Here is a 26110-nt window from a genome sequence, read left to right on the forward strand (position 1 = left end):
CCGTAGCACGTTGTGAAGGTTCCGTTACGGCGACATCAATTTTTGCTGCGCGCGGTCCTTCTTACCCGTCGCCAGCACGGTCTTCGAACGCGTTGGCGGCAGGCGCGGCCTGCCCACGCCAATACGTCAGTTGCGATCGACGCGTACGAATACGCTTTCGGTAACGCCATCCGAACCACTGCTACCGGATACGAGCTTCCACTCGCCCGTACCCATAAGCAGCCGTGTCTGGCTATGCATCTTGCCCTGCGCAATGGCATGGGTGAAGTCGATGGACAGGGCGATATCGCCGCTGTCGCCGGTGGCATCCATCCAGTACTCGAGCACGGCGTCGCGGGTTTCGATCCGCCCGCTGTCGAGTTCCGCTACGGTGGTCTCGATACGGCGTGCCCGGGGCCCGTCCGTGGCGGGCCCGGCCGGATCGGCGTTTGCGCCGTAGCGGACTTTCAGCGTGAACGGCTTGTGCGTGTTTACGATCGCCGACTGGGCATGGACGACGCCGGCTGCAAGCAGCAGCAGTATGGCGCCGATGAAAACGTACAGCGGGGCAACCCGGCTGCGACTACGATCGACCATGGTGTGTTCCCCTCGCTGCAAGCCGTTTGTTATGAGCCCGAGGCGGGCGCTTCTGGTCTGGACTTGCAGTTATAGCACGGCGTCGACGCCGGGCCGTGTCAGCAGTCCGGCACGCGTTGCCCGCGGGCCGGGGCGCTGGCCGTGGCAGTGAGCAGATAGCGCGACAGCAGGGCCAGTAATGCGCCGTAGAGCGGCAAGAACAGGCCCAGGCTGATCAGCAGCTTGAATGCATAATCCACGCAGGCGATTTCCAGCCAGTGCTCGGCCATGAAGGCATTCGACGATCCGGCGAAGGCGATGGAAAAAAACAGCAGCGTATCCAGCGCGTTGCCGAACAGGGTCGAGGCCGTGGGCGCGACCCACCACTGCCGCAGCCGGCGCAGGCGCTGGAACACGCCGATATCCAGCAGCTGGCCGAACAGATAGGCGCAGAAGCTCGCCAAGGTGATACGGGCGACCAGGGTGTCGAATTCGGCCAGGGAATCGAGCCCCGCGAAACGCCCGTCCACGTAAAGCACCGACAACAGATAGGACACCACCAGCGCCGGTGCCATTGCCGCAGCCACCACCCGTCGTGCGGTGCCCGCGCCCAGCAGGCGCACGGTCAGATCGCTGACCAGGAATATGAACGGGAAGCTGAACGCGCCCCAGGTCGTATGCCAGCCGAACAGCGTGAACGGCAGCTGCACAAGATAATTGCTGGCCGCGATGACCAGCACGTGCAGACAGGCCAACACGAGGACGACGCGACGCCACTGCGAGCCCGATAACGATAACGACATGCCTATCTTCCTTTTTCGTGACGGGGTGAGGGAACCCGTGGCGCCATGCGCCCGAATGATGTGCTCAGTCCGCCGACGGTGCGTCGGCCGGCGGCGGATCGTAGTCGCCTGCGGCAATCTTTTGCAACTCGGCGTGCAGATCCGCCTCGGCATGGATATTACGCAGGATCCAGTACAGGCCGCTGAGCGTGCGCATCAGAAAGACCAGCTGCGGGGCCGCGTTGAACAGCCGCCAGTGACGCAGTGAGGCCCGGATTTCGGCGCGTATGGACTCGATCAATCCGTCGTCGGTGAACACGTAAGGCGAGCGGTCACGGATCGGCTCGAGAGAGGCCGCCACGTGGCTGGCATAGATCTGTTCGTAGGTTTCGCCGTGGGGGGCCCAGCTATCGGCGGGCACCACGCCCAGATGTTCCAGCGCGAGATGCAGATCCTGCCAGCGGCCGTCGAGCGCGGCCGCCACCACGTCGCGCAGACCGCGGCGGGTATCCCGGTCCAGCGTCTTGGTACAACCGAAATCGAAAAGCGCGATCGAACCGTCTTCGGTCACGCCGAAATTACCGGGGTGCGGGTCGGCGTGCAGTATGCCGTGGGTGAATACCTGCAGGTTGATCGCCTGGACGATGGCATGGCCGCGGTCGGGGGCGGCTTCGTCCACGGGGCGCGACTCGATATAGGTGGTGACCAGCACCGCATCGCTGCACAGTTCGGGCACCGGCTCGGGCAGTACGAAGCCGGGCAGTTCGATAGCGCGCAGCGACTGCAGATGGGCCAGCTCCTGTTCGTAGTTCGTTTCCTCGATGAAACGCTCGCGCAGCTCGTCGAGCACCGCGTCGATATCGCTGCCGCGCATGGGCAGAAAACGCGACAGCTTGAGCAGCCGCCCGAGGTTGTCGATATCCGCGTCCACGGCATCGGCCACGCCCGGATAGCGGATTTTCACGACCACTTCGCGTCCGTCGGCGAGGGTGGCCCGATGGGCCTGGCCGATCGAGGCAGCGGCCATGGCCTCGTGGTCGATATGCGCCACGAGGGCGCGCTGTTCGTCGCTCCAGGCCGCATCGATAACCGGCTCAAGGCGCTCGAAGGCCCAGGGTTCGGCGTTGCGTTGCAGCCGGGCGAGCTGTTCGACCAGCGGTTCGGGCAGAAAATCGCGGTACTGGGAGGCGATCTGGCCCAGCTTCATGGCCGCGCCCTTGAGCCCGCCCAGCGTATCGAACCAGTCCTGGCCGGTTTTCTGCCAGCTCTTGGCACGGTCGTAACCGGGCATGGTCTGGAGCACGCCGCGTCCGAGGCTGCGCATGCCGGCACCGAGGATGCGTCGGCGGCGGGTTCGCTGTTCGCGCTTATCCGACACCGTGCACCTCGATGCCCGTTTCGTTGCGCAGCCAGCCGTAAAGCGTTTGTGCATCGCTGGGGCGCACGGCGGTGTTGGGCAGCACCGCGGTGGGGTGGGGCGTTCGGTCGAGAAAGAATTCGCCCTGGCAATCGCGGGCGGCCCGGGCCGCGCCCAGCCAGACGGCGGTATCCGCGCCCATGCGGGCATCGCGCAGCATGCGCCCCATCACCTTGTCGAAGCCGGGCAGCGACTCGGTCACGCCGGGGGTTGCCACCCAGCCCGGATGCATGGCGTTGAAGTTGACCCCGGCATCGCCGTAGCGGCGTGCCCAGTGGCGGGTCAGCGCGACAAGCCCGCGTTTGGCGCGGGCATAGGCCTTGTTGCCGCTGAAGGTTTCGTTCTCGAAATTCAGGTCGTCGAGCACGAGCGGCTGCAGATACATGCCGCCGCTGGACATGTTCACCACGCGCGCATCGGCTGCCAGCAGCGCCGGCATGAGCGTTTCAGTGAGCACGAACGGGGCGACCAGGTTGATGGCCAGGCTGCGCTCGAAGCCGTCGTCGGTCAGCGCATGTTCGTGAAACAGGGCGCCGGCGTTATTCACCAGCACGTCGATCTTGGCGAATTTTTCGACCAGTCGACTGCCGAGTGCAGTGGTGGCGGCCACGTCGAGCAGGTCGGCCTGTTCGGTATGGATACGCGTTTTGTCGCCGCCGGCGAAGTCCTGAACCCTTTGACGCGATGCGGCGAGCTTGTCGGCATCGCGGCCCACCAGCACTACGCTCGCGCCCAGGCGCGCGTACTCGGCAGCGATCGCTTCGCCGATACCGCTGGTCGCGCCGGTCACCACCACCACGCGATCATCCATGAACTCGCTATGCGCCTTGTCGTCGAGCGCAAGATAGCCGCGTTCGGTAAAGCCTGGTGCGGCCAGCAGCATGCTGCGATCCGCGGCATAGCTGACCCAGCTCTGGCGCGGCGGCTCGGTGCGAATCGTCAGTGCCTCGCGCAGACCGGCCACGGCCTTGCGTCCGATCCGCTTGAACACCGGCTTCATCGCGATTTCGCTGGCGCCCAACGCGCCGGACAAGGAAAAATCGGCGCGATAGTCGATGGTCGTCTCGCCGGCGCTGTTTTCCTCGAAGCGAATGGTTTCGCTCGAGCGGATGCCGGCACCCTGCATTTCCAGCGCGATATGGGCGTTCGTGGCGAGGTCGGTAATCCGGTAGGACAGCGTCGTGCGCCGGCCGAACATTCGCACGGTCACCTCGAATTCGCTGCCCACCTGCGGCGCGCCGGGGGTGAGCTTGCGAGCGCGGTAGACACCCGGGTCCCACTGCTCGCAGGTCGAGAAATCGACCAGATAGCGATAGCTGTCGGCGGCACTACGGGCAACGCGAATGGTTTCGTGGAGTCGGATCATGGAATCTCGAAGCTGCGACCAAAGTCGAGTTATACGCCAGTCTGGGCGCGGCGGTTTAATCGTTGCAACCGTCATCGGCCTGTCAGGCAATTGTCATCATTTCGCCTTCTGCCATGGCTAGCCTGCGCATCGAATCTATCCGATGCTTTTTTGGGGGACCCATGACCAGGACGCAACCCGTCTGGCGGCGCGCGCTGCTTGCAATCTGTCTGACCGCGGCTATCGCCGGCTGTTCCGACAGCAATTCGGACGTCGAGAATACGAACTCGCCGCAGGACGAGACCTACCGTCTCCAGCTGCTGCATTTCGCGGATATGGACGGCTCCACGGCGGCGCTCGACTATGTGTCGAACTTCTCCCGCCTGGTCAACGCCTTCTCCAGTGACGAGGCGCTCGCCGAGCATACGCTGGTGCTCTCCTCGGGCGATAACTTCATCCCGGGTCCGCGTTATTTCGCCTCCGGCGCCCTGGCCGACGAGGACGTGCCGGCCGCGCTGGGCGCGGCGGGCAACGGACGTGCCGATATCGTGTTCGTGAACCGGCTCGGCGCCGCTGCTTCGGCGCTCGGCAATCACGATCTCGATTCGGGCACGTCGGCGTTTTCCGACCTGATCGCCGGCGACGGTGAAGCCGGCGGCTACCCGGGCGCCGCTTTCCCTTATCTATCCAGCAACGCCGATTTCTCGGGCGACGACAATCTCTCCGGCCGGATCGCAGAGAACGGCCAGACGGCTGCCGAGGTCGCCGGCCGGGTGGCCGGCTCCACCACCGTGGAAGTCGGCGGCGAGACGATCGGCGTGGTCGGCGCGACCACGCCGCTGCTGGCCAGCATCACCTCGACCGGCGGAATCGACATGTCGCCGGACGATTTCGTCATGGACGATGCCGGCTACGACAAACTGGCCGCGGCCATTCAGCCGAGCGTCGATGCGCTGGTTAACAAAGGCATCAACAAGATCGTGATCGTTGCGCACATGCAGCAGATCGCCATCGAGAAAGCCCTGGCTACACGCCTGAACGATGTCGACATTATCATTGCCGGCGGCTCGAACACGCTGCTGGCCGACAGCAACGATGTGCTGCGCGACGGCGATACCGCCGCCGATACCTATCCGCTGTCGTTCCAGGGCCCGGACGACACGCCCACGCTCGTGGTCAACGTCGACGGCGACTACAAATACCTCGGCCGACTCGTGGTCGATTTCGACGACAACGGCGTGCTTCTGACCGATTCGCTGGATACGGCCACAAACGGCGCCTGGGCCTCCACCGATGCCGTGGTCGAACAGCTCGCCAACCGCGGTCTGAACACCACCGCCGACAGTGACATCTTGGCCGTGCAGTCCGCGCTACAGGATCTGCTGGTCGAGCAGGACGGCAATGTCCAGGGCATTACCAACGTCTATCTCGACGGTCGACGCACCCAGGTGCGTACCGAGGAAACGAATCTGGGTAATCTCACCGCCGATGCGAACCTCTACTACGCACGCCTGGCCGAGCCCGGTGTACAGGTATCGCTGAAGAACGGCGGCGGTATCCGCGACGATATCGGCCAGGTGGTGGTGCCGCCGGGCGGCACCGGCGACGCCGAACTGCGTCCGCCGCAGGCCAACGCCTCCATCGACAAGCCGGCCGGCGGCGTATCGCAGTTCGATATTGCCGGCGCGCTGCGCTTCAACAACAGCCTGACGATCATCAGCGTCACCGCGGCCGAGCTGCGCGACATCATGGAACATGCGGTGGCCGCCACCACCGACGGCGCCACGCCGGGCCAGTTCCCTCAGATTGGCGGCATGCGTATCGCCTTCGATGCCGACCAGACGGCGCGTAGCGGCGGCCAGATGAACATGGGTACGTCGAGCAACGGCAACCGTATTCGCACGCTCGAACTCATCGATAACAACGGTGATACCACGGATACCCTTGTGACCAACGGTGTGTTGCAGGGTGACGCCGGCCGCGAGATTCGCATGGTGCTGCTCGCCTTCACGGCTGCCTGCGTGCCGGGCGACAACTACAATGCCGGCACAAGCGACTGCGGCGATGCCTACCCGCTCAAGGGCCTGTCCGATCCGCAGCGTGTCGATCTCGACCCGAACACCGACGGTGTGGTCGACGCCACGCAGATCAGCACGGCCTACGATCCGGGCCTGGCGATGTTCGCCCCCGCGGGCACCGAGCAGGACGCCTTCGCCGAATACCTGCAGTCGCGTTACAGCCCCGATAACGGCGGCAGCGCCTTCGACGATGCCGAAACCCCGGCCGCCGAAGACACGCGTATCGTCAATCTGAAGGCGCGCCGCAACGTGCGCTGATCGCCGGCGCCGAGTCGGCAAGGTAACGGGCCGCGCTGTTTTCAGCGCGGCCTTTTTCATGGGCGGATTGGGTACAAATCGCTAGACTCGGGGCATGAACGTTTTCGACCGTATCTATGCGCTGCACAAGCAGCTCGCCGGCGCGCGTCGGCCCATTCCCAAGGCCACCCTGGAACAACGCCTGGAATGCTCGCCGGCCACCGTCAAGCGCATCATTCGGGACATGCGCCTCTATCTCGATGCGCCCATCGAATACGACCGCGAGTACAACGGCTACTACTACGCCGGCGCCGATGGCAGCACGTCCGATGACCAGTTCGAGCTGCCCGGGCTGTGGTTCAACGCCTCGGAGCTGGTCTCGCTGCTGGCCATGGACCAGCTGCTCGAAACGGTACAGCCGGGGTTGCTCGCCCTCGATCTCGCCCCGGTACGCAAACGCCTGGAGCGCATCCTCGAAAGCCGGGCAATGGGCACCGGCGAGCTGGCCCGGCGCACGCGAATTCTGCGCGCCAGCGCACGCCGGCCGGGTCCGGCCTTTGCCGAGGTGGCCGGGGCCATGGCCATGCGGCGGCGGCTGCGTATTCGCTATCACGGGCGCGCCCGCGATACCGAAAGCCAGCGCACCATCTCGCCCCAGCGTCTGGTCTATTACCGCGACAACTGGTATCTCGACGGCTGGTGTCACGACGCCGACGGCCTGCGCAGTTTTTCGCTCGACCGTATTCGGTTGGCCGAAACGCTCGATGACGAGGCCATCGATATGGATAGCGATGCGCTCGAGGCCGAGCTGGGCGGCGGCTACGGCATCTTCTCGGGCACGCCCGACCATACGGCGGTGATCCGCTTTTCGCCCCAGGCGGCGCGCTGGGTGGCCGACGAACAATGGCACCCCGACCAGCAGGGCCGGGCGCTGGACGACGGCGGCTACGAGCTGCAGGTGCCGTATTCGGCCAGCGCCGAACTGCTGGCCGACGTGCTCGCCTACGGCCCGGAGGCCGAGATCATGGCGCCGGAATCGCTACGCCGGGCCGCCGCCGAGCGCCTGCGCGCCGCCGCTGAACGCTACGCCGAATACGTTTAATGTAAATTCATACAGCTCTGGGTCGCCGTTTGACCCACCCCCCGCGGCAAGCTCTCCCACGTTGACGACATCACGTGGACCAAGGGAGAGCGCCCCATGAGCGAAACAACGGCCCAAAAACTGATTCATCCGGCCCATGCCGAGCTGGTGCAGGCCGCGCGCGCCGAACGCCGTGCGCTGGTGCGGGCTCTGGCCATCGAAGCCGACTGGCGTTTCCACGACGGCCCCGAATGGGCCGCGCGTTACTGGGCAGCGTTCAGCGACCTGCGTCGTGATGTGGACAGCGCTCCGGAACTGCGCCTGGGTGCCGCCCTGGCACCGCGCAGCAGCTGGTCGCCGCTGGCGCCGGTGGAATCCGACCAGGCCCGGGCCATCTTTCGAGCCCTGCTGGCGGCGCTGCATCCGCAGGTCGCGCCGCGTGCCGCGGCCGCGGATATCCACGGGCTGTGGCCGCTCGCCGTGCGAGCCTATCGTGGCGGCGATGCGGGGCAGCTGCGTGAACTGCTGGGTCGGGCACAGCCGAATGCCTCGACGGCGCGTCTGCCGGAGGACATCGTTGCCCTGCGGCGTGAGCACGACCGCCTGGCCGAGGCACGCGCCGCCGTCGACCGCCGACTGGCCGAACTGAGCCAGAGTTTTCCATTCAACCTGCGCGACCGGCTCGACGACGCCGACTGGGTGCGTCGCCAGCGTCTGGGGCTGCGCCAGGTGCTCGAATTCGCGGCCCCGCCGCGCCGTCGATCTGCGCGGGGGCATCGCCAGCAGGTATCCTGAGCGGCTTGCCGCAATTACGAATTGATGGTCGCCCATGGCCCAGGCCCAACAGCATCGTCTCGATCTCGACAGCGAAGACCTGCACACGCGGGTCGCCGAGGAAACCCTGTACTGGATCGAACGCGCTCGCGAAATTACCGGCGCCAGCGCACGCCGGCTGCCGGTGCCCGCCGTTGCCTTCGACCTGCGCGGGCGGGCCGCCGGCCAGGCGATCTTCGCGCGTCGCAGCCGCGACTGCCGCATACGGATCAACGCCGCGCTGCTGGCCTCGCATCCCCGCGAGATGATTGCCGAAACCGTACCCCACGAAGTCGCGCACGTGGTGATATATCGCCTCTATGGCCGGCGCGCGCGTCCGCACGGCAAGGAATGGAAAGCGCTGATGCGTGCGTTCGGCGTTGACCCGGCGCCGTGTCATACGCTGCCCACCGAACCCGTGCGCCAGCTCAAGCGCTTTCGCTATGCATGCGGCTGCGACGAACCGGCCTTTCTCACCAGCATCCGTCACAAGCGCGCCCAGAAAGGCACGGATTATATGTGTCGTGCTTGTGGGGAGAAATTGCGGTTTGCCGACGAGGGGGCGGGTTCGTAGCGATTAGTGGATGGCGCCTAGCTTTCAACCTGAACCGCTCGTTTTTCGGATGAACTGTGCGGGTGAATTTTGGCTTGGGGTTTCGCGCTGCTGTGCGAGTGACTTTCACTTGCTTGTCCAGGTAAGTAACCAAAGCAAAGGACACCCTGTCTTGCGCCGATGCTGCGCATCGGTTCCCTGCGCGGCTCCGTCCGAACGCGGGCCAGCCGGAAACTCGCTTCGCTCAGACATCCGGCTGGCCCTAGGCAATTAACAAGCCCGCGATCGCCTCCGCTGCTCGGCGCTAAGCCCAAGGGACCCAAATACAGCCAAGCTCGCTAACGCTCGCTCAAGGTTGCGTCTGTGGTTAATTGTCCGCCTGCGCCAAGGACTGGCGCCCCGCCCAATCGCGGGCGAACTGCTCGGCGGTACGCCCGCTGCGAGTGCCGCGTGCCAGCGCCCACTGCAGGGCTGCGCGTTCCCAGGGCGCGCCGACGCCGATTTCGGCATCGATACCGTGCGCGGCCAGATGCTTGACGGCGATGGCGAGATAATTCGCCTGGTCGAACGGATAGAACGACAGCCACAGGCCGAAGCGTTCCGACAGCGAGATCTTTTCCTCGACCGCTTCGCCGTGGTGAATCTCGCCGTCGATTTGCTGTGCGGCCTGATTCTCGGACTGGAACTCCGGCAGCAGATGACGCCGGTTCGAGGTCGCATAGATCAGCACGTTATCGGGTGCGGCCGCGAGCGAGCCGTCGAGTACGGCCTTGAGCGCCTTGTAGCTGCCGTCACCGGCTTCGAACGACAGATCGTCCGAGAAGACGATGAATTTCTCCGGCCGCTCGGCGAGAGTGGCTACCAGGTCGGGCAGATCGACCAGGCGATGGGCCGGTACTTCGACCACGCGCAGGCCGTCGTCGACGAAGGCGGGCAGCAATGCCTTGACCAGCGACGACTTGCCCGAGCCCCGCGAACCCCACAGCAGCGCGTTATTGGCGGGCAAGCCGGCCACGAACTGGCGAGTATTGGCCAGCAGGCGCTGTTTCTGGGTGTCGATACCGCGTAGCCGATCCAGCGGCAGCGCCTGCGGTGCATCGATGGCCTGGAGGCGGCCGTCGTCGCGCCAGCGAAACGCATGCGCCGACCAGTCGATATCCGTGCCGACCGCGCGGCGCGCATCGGCAAGCTGTGCTTCCTGTGTATCGGCGATACGCTCGAGCTGGGCCGCGATCCGGCCGAGGATGTCTGTATCTGGCATGCGCTGCAGTCTATGGCAGCCGGCCCGTTTCGTGAAGCCGGCAGGCCATGGACAGGGTCAATCGGCGCGCCGCGGCCACCCGCCGGGCGGCCGGGCGTATTGCGTCAGGGCTGCATGACCACCTTGATGCAGTTGTCACGCCGGGCCTGGAACATTTCGTAGGCCTCCGGGGCCTGGTCCAGACGCATGCGGTGGGTGATCACGAAGCTCGGGTCGATATCGCCGCGCTCGACGTGATCCATCAACGGCTTGAGATAGTGCTGCACATGGGTATGGCCAGTCTTGATCGTGAGTGCCTTGTTCATCAAAGCGCCGACCGGGATCTTGTCGGCAATACCGCCATAGACCCCGGGAATGGATACCGTGCCTGCCTTGCGACAGGCCATGATCGCCTGGCGCAGCACGATCGGCCGTGCGGTTTCCATCTGCAGGCTTTGCTTGATGTTGTCGTACCAGTATTCCAGGCCCACGCCGTGTGCCTCGAGGCCGACCGCGTCGACACAGATATCCGGCCCACGGCCGGCAGTCATGTCGCGTAGTGCTTCAACCAGCTGCAACGTATTGCCGACTTCACGCGGGTTGAGTGTTTCGGCGCCGTGCTGGGTTGCTGCCATATCGAGGCGTTCGTCGACGGTATCGATGGCGATCACGCGTGCCGCGCCCAGCATTTTCGCGCTGGCGATGGCGAACTGGCCCACCGGGCCACAGCCCCAGATGGCGACGGTATCGCCGGGCTGCATATCGCACTGGGCGATGGCCTGATAGCCGGTCGGAAAGATATCGGTCAGAAACAGGGCCTGCTCGTCAGATACGGAATCCGGCACGACCATCGGGCCGACATCGGCATAGGGCACACGCACATACTCGGCCTGGCCACCGGCATAGCCACCCAGGATATGCGTATAGCCGAACAGCCCCGAGGGCGATTGGCCCCACATCTTCTCGGCCACACCGGCGTTCGGGTTGGAGTTGTCGCACAGCGAGTGGTAACCGCTGTCGCAGAAGAAGCAGTGGCCGCAGGCGATGGTGAACGGCACGACCACGCGATTGCCAATCGACAGGTTGGTGACCGCCGAGCCGAGCTCGACGACCTCGCCCATGAACTCGTGGCCGACGATATCGCCGGCCTGCATGCCCGGCATGAAGCCGCCGTAGAGATGCAGGTCGGAACCGCAGATCGCGGTCGAGGTAACCTTGATGATGGCGTCGCGCGGATTGAGAATCTGCGGGTCGGCCACGTTATCCACGCGCATGTCCTGCGCGCCGTGCCAGCATACGGCTTTCATCGCGCGACTCCTTCATGGGCCGAGGCATGAATGGCACCGGTCGGTACTTCGCCGGCCTCCATCACCTGCTTGAAGTGGCGTAGATCCTCGCGCACGGCTTCGCGCGACAGCGCATTAACGAAATTCAGCGGTGCCGCCGCCAGCAAGCCGTGCGGCAGTTCGTAGCGCAGGTTGAGTTCCACCTGCGTGCCGCGGCCGGCGGGCGCCGGGGCAAAACGGATCTCGCCGGTCTGGGGTACGTCCGATCCTTCGACACTGCGCCAGGCGATGCGCTCGCCGGGCACGTCCTCGACGATTTTAGCCTCCCATTCGTAGGTGCCGCCCAGCGGCGTCTCGGCCTGCCAGCGCGAGCGACCGTCGGGCAGGTCATCTACCGCGGTAATGGACGTCATGATCGCGGGCAGACGGGTGAAATCGCGCCAGAACGCATACAGCTCTTCGCGCGAACGGGCGATGGTGATGCTGGCCGAGAGATCCAGCGGGCCCGTGCGATGGCCGGTCAACGTACGTTCGGCGCCGCGTGCGAGGGCGCGACCGGTACCTTTGAGCCCGCGCCCGGTGGAGGCGCGATAGGCCAGATAGCCGCTGAAGGCGCCGAGCAACAGGCCCGATAACCCGCCGCGTCGCATGCCGACCATGAGCGAACCCACGCTGGCTGCCAGGGCGAGTGCGCGCTGTTTTTCGCGCTCGCGCGCGCTGTCCAGCTCGGTGTCGTCGTCGTTGCGAGGGTCGATCGGTCGGTATGGGGTCATGCGTGCGCTCCGTACTCTAGGCGACCTTCAATGTAGCGCGCCGGGCAGGGCCGCGCGTCGGTGGAAGTCCTGACATGATTTAAGCGTTGCCGGGGGTACACTCGCCAAGGGTTCGACCGGATCTCGAGATGCCGGTCCAGCCACTTGAATACGCCGGGTGCGGATGGCCGCGCCCCGGATCGGGACACGGCCGGCAGACGCTGCAAAGGCCGTGAGCCAGCTGCCTCGGGAGAGATTATGAGTACGGGATTCGAACGCCGGAACGCACGCCCGCTTACCCCATCGCGCGTGGTGGATGAAGTTTGTCGTCACCCGGTAATTACCGGCGCGGCGGTTGTTGGCGCGGCGGTCGTGCTCGGCGCGCTCTTGCACTATGGCCCGCAACCGCGCAAACGGCGCTCGCTTTTCGAACGCGTTCGGGCCTCGCTGCGCTCATTGTTCGACTGAGCGCGCCGCGCCGGGCATTTGATTCCGGCCACAAAAAAGCCCCGATCGATCGCCGACCGGGGCTTTTTTTCGTGCCGTTCAGGCAGCGCGGCGATCAGGCCAGCTTGCGGTGCTTGGCCTTGGCCGAGCCCTCGGAGGCATTGCCGAGGCGGCGTTTGCGATCGGCTTCGTAGTCCTGGTAATTGCCTTCCAGAAAGACCACGTCATCGTCCTCGAACGCCAGGATATGGGTGGCGATACGGTCGAGAAACCAGCGATCATGCGAGATCACGAGCACCGCGCCTGGGAACTGCAGCAACGCTTCTTCCAGAGCACGCAGGGTTTCCACGTCCAGGTCGTTCGTCGGTTCGTCGAGCAGCAGGGTGTTGCCGCCTTTCTGCAACAGCTTGGCCAGCTGCAGTCGGTTGCGTTCACCGCCGGAGAGTTCCGATACCCGCTTCTGCTGGTCCGAGCCCTTGAAGTTGAAGCGGCCGATATAGGCACGCGACGGGATCTCGTAATTGCCGATCTGCAGGATGTCCTGCTCGTTGGAGACTTCCTGCCACACGGTCTTGTCGGAGTTGAGCTCCTCGCGTGACTGGGTCACATAGGCCAGGTCGACCGTATCGCCCACGCGGATTTCGCCCGAGTCGGGCTGCTCTTCGCCGTTGAGCATACGAAACAGCGTCGTCTTACCCGCACCGTTGGGGCCGATGATGCCCACGATCGCGCCCTGCGGAACCTTGAGCGATACGTCTTCGTAAAGCGTGCGGTCGCCATAGGACTTGGTGACGTTGTTCATCTCGAACACGAGATCGCCCAGGCGCGGCCCCGGCGGGATATAGATTTCGTTGGTCTCGCTGCGCTTCTGGTATTCCTTGGACTGCAGCTCCTCGAACTGCTTGAGGCGCGCCTTGGACTTGGACTGGCGGCCCTTGGCGTTCGAGCGCACCCATTCCAGCTCGGCCTTGATGGCTTTCTGGTGGGCGTCTTCGGATTTCTGTTCCTGTTCGAGGCGTTTTTCCTTCTGTTCCAGCCAGGAGGAGTAGTTGCCTTCGTAGGGAATACCGTGGCCGCGGTCGAGTTCCAGAATCCAGCCGGCGACGTTATCCAGGAAGTAGCGATCATGGGTCACGGCCACGACCGTGCCCGAGAAGTCCTTCAGGAAGCGTTCCAGCCAGGACACGGATTCTGCGTCCAGATGGTTGGTCGGCTCGTCGAGCAACAGCATGTCCGGCTTGGACAGCAGCAGTCGGCACAGGGCCACGCGGCGGCGCTCACCGCCGGACAGCTTGGAAACGTCGGCGTCCCACGGCGGCAGGTTCAGTGCTTCACCGGCACGATCCAGCGTGTTGTTGATTTCCCAGCCGTCAGCGGCGTCGATAGCTTCCTGCAGCTCGGCCTGTTCGGTGAGCAGGGCATCGAAGTCGGCGTCCGGGTCGGCAAAGGCTTCACTGATTTCGTTGAAGCGGGCGAGCTTTTCGGCGATGTCGCCGAGGCCTTCCATGACGTTGCCGCGTACGTCCTTGGATTCGTCGAGCTGCGGCTCCTGCGGCAGATAACCGATATTGATGCCGGGCATGGGCCGGGCTTCGCCTTCGATCTCGGTATCGATACCGGCCATGATGCGCAGCAGGGTGGACTTGCCGGCGCCGTTGTAGCCGAGCACGCCGATCTTGGCGCCCGGGTAGAAGGACAGATAGATGTCTCGAAGAATATGTTTCTTCGGCGGCACGACCTTGCCGACGCCGTTCATCGTGTAGATGTACTGAGCCATGGTTTCGCGGGCCTGTGTCAAAGGGTCGTCAGTGTAAGCCAACACGCGCCTCGACTGAATGGCTATCGCGTCCCGCACGAGCGCAACCGATGATCCGGAAAATATCGTTATTCCGGATCAGTCTAAGAGTGCGTCTTTAAAATAACGTATTCGCGCTTATCATAGGCGTCATTCAAGGTAGCGCGATGCGAGGGTTCGTTCGTCGGCGTCGCGCATGAAGCAATTCAAACGAGGTAGCAGCATGCAAGTCGATGTCGCCAACGCCAATGCCGAACTCGCCGGCAAGCATCCGAAGGAAATCGTTGAATGGGCGGTCGGCCTCGGTGGCAAGACCATCGTGACCACCAACTTCGGCCCGGAAGAGGCGGTGATCCTGCATCTGGCAACCCAGGTTCAGCCCGACATGGACGTGGTCTGGATCGACTCCGGCTACGCCACGCGCAAGACCTACCTGTTCGCCGAGAAGCTCATCGAAGACCTCAAGCTGAACGTGCACGTGTTCAACCCGCTGTCTTCGGCCGCGCGTCGCGATGCGCTGATGGGCATTCCGGACGTGGACGACCCGCAGCACGAGGAGTTCACCCGTCAGGTCAAGCTGGAGCCCTTCGGCCGTGCCATGCAGGCGATGGCGCCGGATGTGTGGCTGACCGCCGTGCGTCGCGACCAGACCGAGTTCCGCAAGAACATGGATATTGTCTCCCAGGACAAGCCGGGCGGCGTGGTCAAGGTCGCGCCTGTGCTCGAGTGGACCGCCGACGACATGGCGGCCTATCGCGAGAAGCATGGCCTGCCCAACGAAACCAACTACTACGATCCGACCAAGGTGCTGGGCAATCGCGAATGCGGTCTGCATAACCGCTTCACGGCCTGATCAGGTAACGGTTAGTCGAATCGCAAAGGCGCGCGGCTTCGGTCGTGCGCCTTTTTTTGTGCCTGCACGAGGCGTGGAACGCCGCATCGTGCAGGCAGCGACCAAAACTCAGCGCTGTTTCGCTGTGATCCGTTCAGGGCCTTTTTTCTCGGCGACCGTGAGCAGCGGACAGGTGCGGCAATAAACCGGCGGCTGCGTGGCCTTGAAGTACAGACAGCAGGTACGCCGAAAGCGCACGGTCTCGCCATCGGCCCGGTGGGTGGGCGCATACAGGAAACGCGCCAGTGGATTGACGGACCCGCCGAACAGGGCCGGCGGGGCGTCGATGAGAAAACGCCAGTCCGCATCGCGGCGCGCGATCGCCGCCGGTTCGGTGAAGTCGACCATACGGCGCTCATATAAGGAATAGACACGTACTGCCGTGTTTTCCCAGAGCATGCGCATGGGCACGCCGCTGACCTGGTGCAATACCGCCCACAGCGGCGCGATGAGGCCGGCAAAGACCTGGCCGACAAGCACGCTCCGGGCGCGATCGCGCTGATTGGACGGCAAGGCCTGCGCATCGAGGCGATGCAGGGGCAGGCAGGATGTCCAGCGCGTACCGTCGTGGCTGGCATCGATACGGCAGTTGTCGGCCGATATGTCCAGGCTGCGATCACAGGCGGACAGGGCATAGAAGCTCGCGCCCGTGATCAGAAAGGCCAGCCGTTTGGATAGCAGCGAGGCAGTGACACGCCGCGACGGCGCGCCAATGACCGGGCCGAGTTGGTCGAGCAGCTGGCGACAGCGCGCCGCGTCGGTGAAATCAGCCACGCTCAATGTTGGCCGATCGAGGCGTGCGGCATCCACAAGCTGCAGCGACCCGGTCAGATATTGCCAGTCAGCCGCGCTGAAACCATGGGCCGCCGGCATCATGAAGACGGGGCGCGGCCGAACGGAATACACAACGGCACGCCGAAGAACGGGTCGGCAATGACACGGCAGTCGAGTTCGAAAACCTCGCGTACATTGACCTCGGTAACCACGTCATCGGGCGTACCCTGGGCATGAATGCGCCCGTGCTTGAGTGCCACCATGTGATCAGCGTAGCGACAGGCTAGATTGAGATCGTGCAGCACCATAACGATCGTCTTGCCGGCATCGCGATTGAGCGCCTTGAGCAGATCCAGCACCTCCAGCTGGTGGGTGAGATCGAGAAAGGACGTCGGCTCATCGAGCAGCATGAGCGGCGTGTCCTGGGCCACGGCCATGGCAATCCAGGCGCGCTGGCGCTGGCCACCGGACAACGAATCCACGGGGCGATCCGCCAGCGTCAGCAGGTCGGTGCGCGCCAGTGCGTCGTCCACACAGGCCTCGTCGCGCTCTGACCATTGCGAAAGCCAGCTCTGATGCGGATGCCGACCGAGCGCGACCAGTTCGCGCACGCGCAGGCCTTCGGGTGCGACCGGCTGTTGCGGGAGCAACGACAATGTACGGGCGACAGCCTGAGTGGGCTGGCGATGTATATCCGCGCCGTCGAGCACCACCTCACCGTTCCAGGGGGCGAGCAGCCTGGCCAGCGTTTTCAAGAGCGTGCTCTTGCCGCAGCCATTGCTGCCGATGAGAACCGACAGTTGGCCTTCGGGCAGCGCCAAGGTCAGTTCGCGCAGGATCGCCTCGTGCTGATAGCCGGCCGTGATATGCGTTGCAGAAAGCTGCGTCATAGCTAACGCGCCTGTCGCAGAAGCAGAGTGAGAAAGAAGGGCGTACCGATCGCGGCCACGAATATGCCGGCCGGCAGATCCAGCGGCGTGAACAGCGTGCGTCCGAGCAGGTCGGAGAGTATGACGAGGGTAGCACCGAGTGCTGCACTGGTGATCAGCTGTGCAGCGCCGGGCGAAGGCGTGATCTGGCGTGCGATATGCGGCGCAACCAGGCCCACGAATGCCATGGCGCCGCCCCAGGCGATCGCAACGCCGGCCATGAGTGAAGCAACCAGCGTCAGTAGCGCACGCGTGCGCTGGACCTTCACGCCAAGCCCGGTGGCCAGGCCATCGTCGAGCGGCGCCAGCAGCGCGTGGCGCAGCAGTGCTACGAGCACCAGTGCCAGCCCGGTACAGCACAGCGCCAGCTGTCCTACCTCGGTCCAGTTGGCGCCATACACACTGCCGGTCAGCCATACATAGGCCGATAGCGTGGTGCTCAGCGGGCTGGATACCAGAATGAAAGTGGTGATCGCGCCGCAGAGTGCGGCCATGCCGATACCCATCAGGATGAGCCGTAATGGCGTTGTACCCCGATGCCAGGCCAGGCGATACACCACAGCGATCACGGCCAGCGCACCCGCCATTGCCGCAATCGGTAGCCCCGACATACCCCAGTCTGCGGCCAGATACGAAAGATACGCGACCGCCGCCGCGCTCGCGCCTGCCGTGACACCCAGCGTATCCGGCGAGGCGAGCGCGTTACGCATCACCTGCTGGAAAAGCCAGCCGGACACCGCCAACGCGCCGCCGCACAGCAATGCCAGCAGTACGCGCGGAGCGCGCAGCTGCAGCACGATCAGCCCGGCGTGGCTGTCAGGCTGGACCAATGCATGCAGGAAGGCCGGCGGCGACAGGGGTATCGCGCCAAGCATGAGCGCGCCAATGCCGGCGAGGCTACACAGCAGCAGGGTGCCCAGGGCGTTGCGCCAGGGCGACGGGCTGAACCGGCGCGACCAGCGGCCCAGACGCAGTGCACGGGACTCAGGCATGCGCGGTCGCCTGCCGCCGTATCAGGGCGATGAATACCGGCGCGCCGATCAGCGCGGTCATTACCCCGATCGGTACTTCGCCGGGCGCGATGAGCAGCCGGGCCACGATATCGGCGATCAGGGCAAGAGTCGCACCGATCACGGCCGCGCCGGGCAGCCAGCGGCGATGGTCGACGCCCAGCAGACGGCGCGCGATATGCGGCACGATCAAACCGATGAATACGATATTGCCGGCCATGGCGACCGACGCGCCGGCCAGCAATACGATCACGGCAATCGCCATCGCTTGAAGACGGGGCAGGCGAATACCGACGGCCGCGGCAATGGTGTCGCCGGCGGCAAGCAGGTTGAGATCGCGCAGCAGCGCAGCGCTCAGCAACAACCCGAGTACGGCGATGCCAATCAGCGGCCAGACCGTATCGAGGCTGCGCCCGGACACCGAGCCGGCCAGCCAGAACAGCACTGTATCCAGACCCTGTTGATCGATCACCAGCAATGCCTGACTCATCGCCCCGAACAGCGCTGCGAGCGCGGCGCCGGCGAGGATCAGATGCAGCGGGGTGGCAGTCTGGCGCCGCATCGCCAGCCACCAGACGATGGCCGCAGCAATCGCTGCGCCGGCAAAGGCGCCGGCATAGGGATTGAGGTGCGCTGCCAGGACATCCGTGGTTGCGATCAGCACCACCGCGAATAGCGCGCCGGCATTGATGCCGAGAATACCCGGCGAGGCGAGCGGATTATGCGTGAGCGTCTGCAGGATACCGCCGGCCACGGCCAGGCTGGCGCCGACCACGATGGCCAGCACGGTACGCGACAGGCGCGTGGTCCGAATCACCAGGTCGTCGACGTTCGTCGCCGAGGGCATCCAGAAGGCATGGCCGATATCGGCCGGACTCATCCAGTGGACACCGGCCATGAGGCTTACCACCGCGCAGCCGATCAGTACGACAACGAGTGCGAACAGTCGCTGCGGTGTGTTCATGCGCGTGCGCTCTCACGATCGAGCCAGTGCTCGATATCGTCGAGCATGTGCATGACCCCGAGGATGCCGCCCGAAAGCACCCAGGCCACGGCATCGACTTCCCGGACCTGCTTGCGGGTCGGCGCCGCCATGCGTTGCCACAGCGGATGCGCCTGCAGGCGTTGGTAATGTGCGCGGACCGCGGCACTGCGGCTATGCAGAATCACGAAGAACACGTCGGCATCGACCGCGGGCAGGCTTTCCACGCCGCTCAACTTCAGCGATACGCCGTTTGCGCTGCGGCTGGTTTCGTTCCAGCGAAAGCCGAGTGCTTCAAGCACCGAACCGCCGAAGCTGGACGCCAGATAGCTGCGGACCTCGTTCGCCCGGATATCGAGCAGCGACACCGTCAGCGGCCAGCGCCGGTCGAACCGCGTATGTAAGCGGGCGCGCAGATGCTGAATACGGTGATTCAGTTGTGTGATGAGCTCCCGTCGCTGTTGTTCGCGCCCGAGCGCCTCTGCCATGACCGACAGCGTCTGTCGGAACCGATAAATGTCGTCGAGCATCACGACCGGTGCAATCCGTGCGAGCAGCGGCTCGATACGCGCATGCCGAAAACGCGAGGCAACGATGACGTCCGGCTCGAGCAACACGATATGTTCCAGGCTCGGCTGCGTTTCGAGACCAACCACCTGGGCGTTCGCCAGCGCCGTACGCAAGTAGGGGTAGATCGGTTTGTCCTGCCAGGATTCGACCACGCCCACCGGCGCCACGCCGAGCGCGACCGCGGTGTCGGTCGCGCCTTGAAAAAGCGTGACGACGCGCAGCGATTCGGCGCTTCTCCCGATCAGCGGCCAGAGCGCAGCGCCCGCCAGCCCGAGCAACAGCCGCCGTCGCGAACGAAACACCGCGCGGCTGATTGAAACACCCGCCAGAGAACGATCCATGCTGGTCATCAGGGTGTTAACGACGTTCTGGAAATCGGCAAGAGCGATGTCTCACGGCATGGGCGACGAGGGGATTGAACGCTACAAGGCGCACAGTGAGCGTCGCACTGTAATGAGAATCATTGTGATCCTCAACGGAAAGCTCTTATGGCGTGCGCGATATTCGAGCCTGTTCGAGACCGGCTTCGGTGCCAGTGCGACCGGGCGAGAGCAACGGCCTGCCACAGGCATGACGACGAGTTGCGCACAACGGGTTATGCAAATAAGAATCAATATCATTTATATTCGCGGCCGATTTTTTGCCAATTGCTACTTGTAAAGGGGATAGCCTTGTCGATTACCTGGGGCCAGGATGCGCGGCGGCGCCGTGTCAAACGTACGGCCGTGGCAAGCGCCATGGTTATTTCGTATAGCGCGATGCCCATCAGCGCGTATGCGCAGGACTCGCTCAAGCCGGTGAGCGAAACGGAACTGGGCCCGATTACGATCAGCGCTACACGTAACAAAACCGAGAAAGACAAGTCGCCGCGTCGCATAACGGTCATTGATCGACAGCAGATCGAACAGCAGTTGGCCACAACCAACGACCCGGGCCAGGTCTTGTCCAATCTGATCCCGTCGTACTCGCCGAGCCGGCAGAAGCTGTCCAATGCGGGCGAGACACTGCGCGGCCGCGACCCACAGTTTCTAATCGACGGTGTGCCGCAATCCAACCCGCTACGCGACAGCTCGCGTGACAGCTATACGATCGACATGAGCATGGTCGAGCGTATCGAGGTCATCTACGGCGCCAGCGCCGAACGTGGTCTGGGCGCGACGGGCGGCATCATCAATTTCATCACCCGTCGGCCCGAGGGCGGCGAGGTCAACCAGCATGCCGGCCTGAGTCTGACCAGCGACGACGACTTCCGCGGCGACGGGCTCGGCTACAAGGCCGACTACCGCATCAGCGGCGCCAAGGGCGACTGGGATTATCTGGCCGCCGCGAGCTGGCAGGAGCGCGGTGCTTTTTACGATGGCAATGGCGAGAATATCGGCGTTGCCTATCCGGGCGAGATCCAGGATTCCGACAGCTACGACATTCTGGCCAAGGCAGGCTACTGGATCGACGACGATCAGCAGGTCCAGTTTTCCTTGAACCATTTCGACCTGGAAAGCGACGGCGACTACGTGCCCGTGGTGACCGAGGGTGGCCGCGCCAACGGCGTGCCGACGACTGCACGCAAGGGCGACCCGCTCGGCGATCCCGGCTATAACCGCGTGACCACCGCGCGGGTGTCCTACGAGCATGCCGACTGGCATGGCAATTCGATCGACGCCCAGCTTTATACCCAGCGGTTTCGTGCCCAGTTCGGGACCACGACGTTCTTCCCGTACCAGGTCAATGGCGAAGAGGCCTTCGATCAGACCCGCAACGAATCCGACAAGTACGGCGCCCAGTTCTCGCTCAACCGCCAAGGCATGTTCGACGGCTTCGTCGATGTGGCCACCGGCTTTGATCTGTTGCAGGACGAAACCCAGCAGGTACTCGCCCAGACCGGGCGCACCTATGTGCCGGAAACGCGTTTTCGTAGCTACGCCGGTTTCTTGCAGACCGATCTGCACCCGTTCGAATCGCTGACCCTGACCGGCGGTGTTCGCGAAGAACGGGCACGGCTCGATGTCGACGACTATGCGACCATCGACCGTAAAAACATCGTCAACGACGCTGTGGAGGTGGGCGGCGGCACGCCGCGCTATTCCGAAACGCTGTACAACGCCGGCCTGGTCTATCAGGCCACGTCCTGGGGCCAGCTCTATGCGAGCTACTCCGAAGGCTTCGGCATGCCCGACGTCGGCCGTGCGCTGCGCGGTATCAACAAGGCCGGCCGGGACGCGGACGAACTGATCGAGCTCACGCCGATCGTCACCGATACGCGGGAAATCGGCACGCGCCTGGACTGGGAGCGCTACGGCCTGGAACTGAGTTACTACGAATCCAACTCCGATCTCGGCGAGCGTCTGACCGAGCGCAACGGGTCGTTCGTGGGCAGCCGGGAAAAAACCGAGATTCACGGTTTCGAAATCACCGGCCGGGCCCAGGTCGGCGACCGGCATCGTTTCGATCTCTCATATGCCCAAGCCGAAGGCGAATCCGATACCGACGGCGATGGCCGTGTCGATACCGATCTGACCGGTATCAATATCGCGCCCGATACGCTCAGTGCTGGCTGGAGCGCAAACTGGAATCCGGATTTTTCGTCACATATTCAGGCCGTGCATTATTTCGATCGCGACGTGGAGAACGAGCAGCTCGATTTCGACGGCTTTACGCTCGTCAACGCGTCCATTGGCCACGCCCTGCCGGTGGGCCGGATGAGCCTGGGTATCGACAACCTGTTCGACAAGGACTACTTCACCTACTACTCGCAGGCCGCGCGTATCAGCGACGAGTACTATTTCAAGGGCCGTGGGCGGACCTTCAAGCTCGGCTACGAGGTGGATTTCTAGCGGCGGCCCGGCTCGGCGTCGCAGCGGACAGTCGGGTTGCTAACACCGTGGCCCGACCGTTTTTGTCGTGTTCTGATGTTGGTACGGTCGATCGGCTGCGGGTCGCGACTCAAAATCGTGCCAGACAAGGCGCGTGGCGCCGGCCGAAGTTATTCCAGGGCCGAGCCGCGCACGGTGCCTTGTCTTATCAAAATGAGCGCGGCACGACGATTTTATTGGCGTTAACAGGCCTAGAACGCGGGTGAATCGATCGATATCGTCGTCTTGTTTTCGGTGCCGGTTTCGCTTTCGGGCGCGGTAGGCGACTGGCCCTCGTCGAGCGCGGGCGGTTCCTGGGTGGTGCGGTTGTTGGTCATCCACGACAGGATGTCGAAGTAGGCGCGAATATTGCCGACATAGGTCGCGGCTTCGTGGCCCCGCGCATAGCCGTAGCGGGTATCCGAGATATAGCGTTCCTGGGTGAGCCAGGGCAGGGCATCGCGCAGGTTGACCCATAGATTGGGGTCGCGCCCGCGATCCTCGAGCAGGCGGCGCGCGTCCATGACGTGGCCATAGCCGATGTTGTAGGCGGCCAGCGCGAACCAGGTGCGATCGGGCTGCTGTATTTCATCCGGCATGCGTTCGAGCATGCGCACGAAATAACGGGCGCCGCCGTCGATGCTCTGGGCCGGGTCGCGGCGGTTGGTTACGTCCATGTCGGACGCGGCGGCCTGGGTGAGCATCATGATGCCGCGCACGGTGGTGGGGCTGACCGCGTTCTTGTCCCAGTGCGATTCCTGATAGCCGATGGCGGCCAGCAGGCGCCAGTCGAGGCCGTATTGCTCGCCGGCGCGCTTGAAATAGTCTTCCCACAGATGCAGCCGGTTATCCACCTGGCGGGCGAACTCGTGGCCGCCCACGAAGCCGAGTCTTTTCACGTGGCCGAAGTAGCGGTCGCGCAGGATATGCAGCCGGCCGTTCTGCTTGACCTGCTCGAGAAAGGCGATCGCTTCGTTGTAGAGCGTATCGTCGCCGCTCATGTCGCCGCGGCCCGCCACCGCCCAGGCGGTATGCTGGCGCACGTCGTCGAGGGTGAAGGCCACGCGCAGGTTCGGGTAGTAGCGCTGGTTCATGTCGACGATATCCGCGCTGGCTACCGTGGCCACAAGATCGCCCGCCGCCACGCGGTCCATCAGCTCCTCGGTATTGGCCTGATCATCGACGCGAAATTCGATTTCCGGGCGGTTGCTGCGCAGCCAGTCGGCGAATGCCGTATGTGCCGGCAGCACCAGGTCGCCGGACAGATCGGCCAGGGTTTTCGGCTTGTGCTTGTACACCCGGTACACGGCCTCGAGCGCGGATTCGTCGTAGGGCGGGGTGAAGCGCACGCGTTGTCGACGCGGCTCGCTGACCGCCACACCCACGCCGATATGCGCATGGCCGGAGGCGACAGCATCGATCACGGCCTGCTGATCGGGCATCACCACCATATCGAAGCGCAGCCCTAGCGACTGGGCGAATTCGCGAATCAGATCGTATTCGAAGCCGGTGGGGCCGTCGGCGTCGAGATAGTAGGTGGTCGCGGAATTGACCGTGGCCACGCGCAGCGTGCCGAGGGTGTCGATCTGTTCGAGCAGGCCGGGGCGTTCGATACACGTCGACAGCGCCAGCGTGAGCGCGGCGATGGTGGTCAGCTGCAGAATGCGCAGCAGTTCGCGCAATCCGCTCATCGCATCGCGGACCGAAAAAAGCGCAGTGGCGGGCGTTGTGGCAAGAACCGGGTCATGTGTTCAGGCTATCTTGCACGCAAGTCTTGGGAAAGCCGTCTTAATCATTTAACATACGCGACTTCGCAATAAGCCTGCGGCCAGCGTACCCCGCAAAAGCGCCGGCAGGCTGAACGAGTTTCAGGAGAGGTACCGAAGCGGTCATAACGGCACCGACTCGAAATCGGTTGGGGGCTAACCGCCCCACGTGGGTTCGAATCCCACCCTCTCCGCCATCTTTTGACCCCCTGGATCGGCCCTGCCATGTCGTCAGCAGACTCCAAGCAGCGTCTCTACCGCGTGGCGTTCTTCAACCAGGGTGAAGTCTACGAAGTATTCGCGCGCTCTGTCTCCCAGGGCGCGCTGTTCGGGTTCGTCGAAATCGAAAAGCTCGTCTTCGGCGAGCGCTCTTCGCTGGTGATCGACCCGGCAGAGGAAAAGCTCGCCGACGAGTTTGCCGACGTCGAGCGCTCTTATATTCCCATGCATTCGGTGATCCGTATCGACGAAGTCACCCGGCGCGGTACGGCCAAGGTCACGCCCGCCAACGGCGACAGCAAGGTGCGTCCGTTTCCGGTGTATACGCGCCAGGGGCCAGGTGGCGGCAACCCCGGGTCCGGCGGCGGGCAGGGCGGCCGCTAGTGCAGCGTTGCAGCAAGCGCGCATGAACCGGGTTCACTCGGACATGCGGTTCGCGCTGCTGGGCAGCGGCAGCAAGGGCAACGCGCTGGTGGTGGAATACGGCCAGACACGGCTGCTCATCGACTGCGGGTTCTCCGCCCGCGAGATGGAGCGCCGGCTCGCGCGCCTAGAACTCACGCCGTCGGATATCGATGCCCTGGTCATCACCCACGAACACGACGATCACTGGCGCGGCGTATCGCGTTTTTCGCGCCGTCACGAAATTCCCGTGTGGCTCACGCCCGGCACCCAGGCAGCCAAGGCCACCGACGCGCTTGCTGCCACCGAGCTGTATTCCCCGCACGAGCCGTTCGCGATCGGCGATCTGGAGCTTTTTCCCTATCCCGTGCCCCATGACGCGCGCGAGCCCGCGCAGCTGATCGTGGGCAACGGCGACAAGCGCCTGGGCATTCTCTCGGACAGTGGCTATGCCACGCCGCACGTGCGCGAAATGGTCGATGCCTGCGATGCGCTCGTGCTCGAATGCAATCACGACCCGGACATGCTGGCCACCGGCCCCTATCCGGCGTCGCTCAAACGACGGGTGGCCGGCAAGCTCGGCCACCTGAGCAACCAGCAGGCCGCCGAGCTGCTGACGCAAATCGATGCCACTGGCCTGCAGCAGCTGGTCGTGGCGCATATCAGTGAATCCAACAATCGCCCGGAACTGGCCCAGGCCGCGCTTGCCCAAGCGCTGTCGACCACGGCCGACTGGGTGCATGTGGCCAATCAAAGCGAGGGTCTGTCGTGGCGCAGTCTGGTCAATCGGTAGGCGAACACGCGATCGCCGCCGTACACGTCATCGTCGGTGAGCCGGCGCTGGCAGAATTCGAACTCGAACGCCTACGCGGCGGCCTGTCGGGCGCCGGCATCGACGTGGCCAGCCTGGTGGCCCGCGAAGTGTTCGTTGCGGCCTTCAACCGTACGCCGAGCGACGACGATCGCGCGCGCCTGCATGCGCTGCTGGGCGTCGATGCCGGCGACGACATGCCCGAAGGCGTGATCGCGATCCCGCGGCTGGGCACGGTATCGCCGTGGTCCACCAAGGCCGAGGACATCGCCCATAACAGCGGCCTCGATGCGCTGGCGCGCCTCGAACGCGGCGTGGTGTTTTCGTTCGGCAGCACGCCGGATTTCGAAGCACTCGCCCAGAGTGGTGTGCTGCACGACCCGATGACGCAGTCGCTGCTGCCCAATGCCGAACGTCTGCCGCGGCTGTTCGATACGCTGGCTCGGCGCGGTCTGCGCCGCGTGCCGTTGGCCGCGCAGGGCGTGGCGGCGCTTCAGGCCGCCAATCGCGACTGGGGCCTGGCCC

General features: G+C 64.3%; 24 protein-coding genes, 1 tRNA gene and 1 pseudogene. 12 read left to right on the forward strand and 14 right to left on the reverse strand.

Annotated elements, in window-relative coordinates; genetic code table 11:
* Positions 1–126 precede the first annotated feature (126 nt).
* From ABNU97_RS10885 to ABNU97_RS10900, 4 genes are all read right to left on the reverse strand, one after another.
* Positions 127–576 (reverse strand): hypothetical protein, encoded by a 450-nt coding sequence (locus tag ABNU97_RS10885; protein WP_348766736.1) that lies wholly within the window; start codon positions 574–576, stop codon positions 127–129.
* A gap of 98 nt (positions 577–674) precedes the next feature.
* Complete coding sequence (locus tag ABNU97_RS10890) at positions 675–1358, reverse strand: 7-cyano-7-deazaguanine/7-aminomethyl-7-deazaguanine transporter (protein ID WP_348766737.1); 684 nt, start codon at positions 1356–1358, stop codon at positions 675–677.
* 64 nt (positions 1359–1422) lie between these two features.
* Entirely contained in the window at positions 1423–2715 is a 1293-nt protein-coding gene (locus tag ABNU97_RS10895) for an AarF/ABC1/UbiB kinase family protein (RefSeq protein WP_348766738.1), read from the reverse strand.
* A complete protein-coding gene (locus ABNU97_RS10900; protein ID WP_348766739.1) occupies positions 2705–4120 on the reverse strand; it encodes an SDR family NAD(P)-dependent oxidoreductase in 1416 nt (471 codons plus the stop codon). The genes ABNU97_RS10895 and ABNU97_RS10900 overlap by 11 nt, the downstream gene beginning before the upstream one ends.
* 161 nt (positions 4121–4281) lie before the next feature.
* On the opposite strand from ABNU97_RS10900, the gene ABNU97_RS10905 reads away from it, so the two are divergent.
* From ABNU97_RS10905 to ABNU97_RS10920, 4 genes are all read left to right on the forward strand, one after another.
* Positions 4282–6435 (forward strand): bifunctional metallophosphatase/5'-nucleotidase, encoded by a 2154-nt coding sequence (locus ABNU97_RS10905; RefSeq protein ID WP_348766740.1) that lies wholly within the window; start codon positions 4282–4284, stop codon positions 6433–6435.
* A 94-nt stretch (positions 6436–6529) separates the two neighbouring features.
* Positions 6530–7516 (forward strand): WYL domain-containing protein, encoded by a 987-nt coding sequence (locus ABNU97_RS10910; protein WP_348766741.1) that lies wholly within the window; start codon positions 6530–6532, stop codon positions 7514–7516.
* Positions 7517–7612: 96 nt separating this feature from the next.
* The gene (locus ABNU97_RS10915) at positions 7613–8290 is read left to right on the forward strand and encodes a hypothetical protein (protein ID WP_348766742.1); all 678 of its coding nucleotides are present in this window, start codon (positions 7613–7615) and stop codon (positions 8288–8290) included.
* Between the two features lie 34 nt (positions 8291–8324).
* Positions 8325–8882: a SprT-like domain-containing protein gene (locus tag ABNU97_RS10920; RefSeq protein ID WP_348766743.1), complete on the forward strand. Its 558-nt coding sequence runs from the start codon at positions 8325–8327 to the stop codon at positions 8880–8882.
* A 346-nt stretch (positions 8883–9228) separates the two neighbouring features.
* Here the strand turns inward: ABNU97_RS10920 and ABNU97_RS10925 are convergent, their stop codons facing one another.
* From ABNU97_RS10925 to ABNU97_RS10935, 3 genes are all read right to left on the reverse strand, one after another.
* Positions 9229–10122: an ATP-binding protein gene (locus tag ABNU97_RS10925; RefSeq protein ID WP_348766744.1), complete on the reverse strand. Its 894-nt coding sequence runs from the start codon at positions 10120–10122 to the stop codon at positions 9229–9231.
* A 104-nt stretch (positions 10123–10226) separates the two neighbouring features.
* Positions 10227–11408: a zinc-dependent alcohol dehydrogenase gene (locus ABNU97_RS10930; RefSeq protein ID WP_348766745.1), complete on the reverse strand. Its 1182-nt coding sequence runs from the start codon at positions 11406–11408 to the stop codon at positions 10227–10229.
* Positions 11405–12160, reverse strand: coding sequence for an SRPBCC family protein (locus ABNU97_RS10935; protein ID WP_348766746.1), 756 nt, complete (start codon positions 12158–12160; stop codon positions 11405–11407). The genes ABNU97_RS10930 and ABNU97_RS10935 overlap by 4 nt, the downstream gene beginning before the upstream one ends.
* 237 nt (positions 12161–12397) lie before the next feature.
* Between ABNU97_RS10935 and ABNU97_RS10940 the strand changes: the two genes are divergently transcribed.
* Positions 12398–12607, forward strand: a complete 210-nt coding sequence (locus ABNU97_RS10940) for a hypothetical protein (RefSeq protein WP_348766747.1) — start codon at positions 12398–12400, stop codon at positions 12605–12607.
* Positions 12608–12701: 94 nt separating this feature from the next.
* Here the strand turns inward: ABNU97_RS10940 and ettA are convergent, their stop codons facing one another.
* Entirely contained in the window at positions 12702–14363 is a 1662-nt protein-coding gene (ettA, locus tag ABNU97_RS10945; RefSeq protein WP_348766748.1) for an energy-dependent translational throttle protein EttA, read from the reverse strand.
* Positions 14364–14604: 241 nt separating this feature from the next.
* On the opposite strand from ettA, the gene ABNU97_RS10950 reads away from it, so the two are divergent.
* A complete protein-coding gene (locus ABNU97_RS10950) occupies positions 14605–15234 on the forward strand; it encodes a phosphoadenosine phosphosulfate reductase family protein (protein ID WP_348766749.1) in 630 nt (209 codons plus the stop codon).
* Between the two features lie 108 nt (positions 15235–15342).
* Here ABNU97_RS10950 and ABNU97_RS10955 read toward each other — a convergent pair whose 3' ends face one another.
* Genes ABNU97_RS10955 through ABNU97_RS10975 form a run of 5 tightly spaced genes read right to left on the reverse strand, consistent with a single transcriptional unit; the run spans position 15343 to position 19879 of the window.
* A complete protein-coding gene (locus ABNU97_RS10955) occupies positions 15343–16149 on the reverse strand; it encodes an IucA/IucC family C-terminal-domain containing protein (RefSeq protein ID WP_348766750.1) in 807 nt (268 codons plus the stop codon).
* Positions 16146–16937, reverse strand: a complete 792-nt coding sequence (locus ABNU97_RS10960; RefSeq protein ID WP_348766751.1) for an ABC transporter ATP-binding protein — start codon at positions 16935–16937, stop codon at positions 16146–16148. Before ABNU97_RS10960 ends, ABNU97_RS10955 begins: the two co-directional genes overlap by 4 nt.
* A 2-nt stretch (positions 16938–16939) precedes the next feature.
* Entirely contained in the window at positions 16940–17968 is a 1029-nt protein-coding gene (locus tag ABNU97_RS10965) for an iron ABC transporter permease (protein WP_348766752.1), read from the reverse strand.
* Positions 17961–18950, reverse strand: coding sequence for an iron ABC transporter permease (locus ABNU97_RS10970; protein ID WP_348766753.1), 990 nt, complete (start codon positions 18948–18950; stop codon positions 17961–17963). Before ABNU97_RS10970 ends, ABNU97_RS10965 begins: the two co-directional genes overlap by 8 nt.
* Positions 18947–19879: an iron-siderophore ABC transporter substrate-binding protein gene (locus ABNU97_RS10975; protein WP_348766754.1), complete on the reverse strand. Its 933-nt coding sequence runs from the start codon at positions 19877–19879 to the stop codon at positions 18947–18949. The genes ABNU97_RS10970 and ABNU97_RS10975 overlap by 4 nt, the downstream gene beginning before the upstream one ends.
* Here ABNU97_RS10975 and ABNU97_RS10980 point away from each other — a divergent pair.
* Complete coding sequence (locus ABNU97_RS10980; RefSeq protein ID WP_348766755.1) at positions 19878–20198, forward strand: hypothetical protein; 321 nt, start codon at positions 19878–19880, stop codon at positions 20196–20198. The two genes, ABNU97_RS10975 and ABNU97_RS10980, sit on opposite strands and share 2 nt — an antisense overlap.
* 98 nt (positions 20199–20296) lie before the next feature.
* Entirely contained in the window at positions 20297–22369 is a 2073-nt protein-coding gene (locus ABNU97_RS10985; protein ID WP_348766756.1) for a TonB-dependent receptor, read from the forward strand.
* 230 nt (positions 22370–22599) lie between these two features.
* On the opposite strand, the gene mltF is transcribed toward ABNU97_RS10985, so the two are convergent.
* Positions 22600–24078 carry a membrane-bound lytic murein transglycosylase MltF gene (mltF, locus tag ABNU97_RS10990; RefSeq protein WP_348766757.1) on the reverse strand — a complete coding sequence of 493 codons (1479 nt, stop codon included), beginning with the start codon at positions 24076–24078 and terminating at the stop codon, positions 22600–22602.
* 180 nt (positions 24079–24258) lie between these two features.
* Between mltF and ABNU97_RS10995 the strand changes: the two genes are divergently transcribed.
* The 4 genes and pseudogenes from ABNU97_RS10995 to ABNU97_RS11010 all read left to right on the forward strand — a co-directional run.
* A tRNA-Ser gene (locus tag ABNU97_RS10995) sits at positions 24259–24350 on the forward strand.
* Between the two features lie 28 nt (positions 24351–24378).
* The gene (locus tag ABNU97_RS11000) at positions 24379–24756 is read left to right on the forward strand and encodes a DUF1820 family protein (RefSeq protein ID WP_348766758.1); all 378 of its coding nucleotides are present in this window, start codon (positions 24379–24381) and stop codon (positions 24754–24756) included.
* 22 nt (positions 24757–24778) lie between these two features.
* On the forward strand, positions 24779–25567 hold the full coding sequence (locus tag ABNU97_RS11005) for an MBL fold metallo-hydrolase (RefSeq protein ID WP_348766759.1): 789 nt from the start codon (positions 24779–24781) through the stop codon (positions 25565–25567).
* Positions 25543–26110 (forward strand): annotated as a pseudogene (locus tag ABNU97_RS11010) (phosphoribosylformylglycinamidine synthase); the annotation flags it as partial. The gene ABNU97_RS11005 and the pseudogene ABNU97_RS11010, both read left to right, overlap by 25 nt.

The sequence above is a fragment of the uncultured Salinisphaera sp. genome (genome assembly GCF_964012375.1).
Classification (GTDB): Bacteria; Pseudomonadota; Gammaproteobacteria; order Nevskiales; family Salinisphaeraceae; genus Salinisphaera.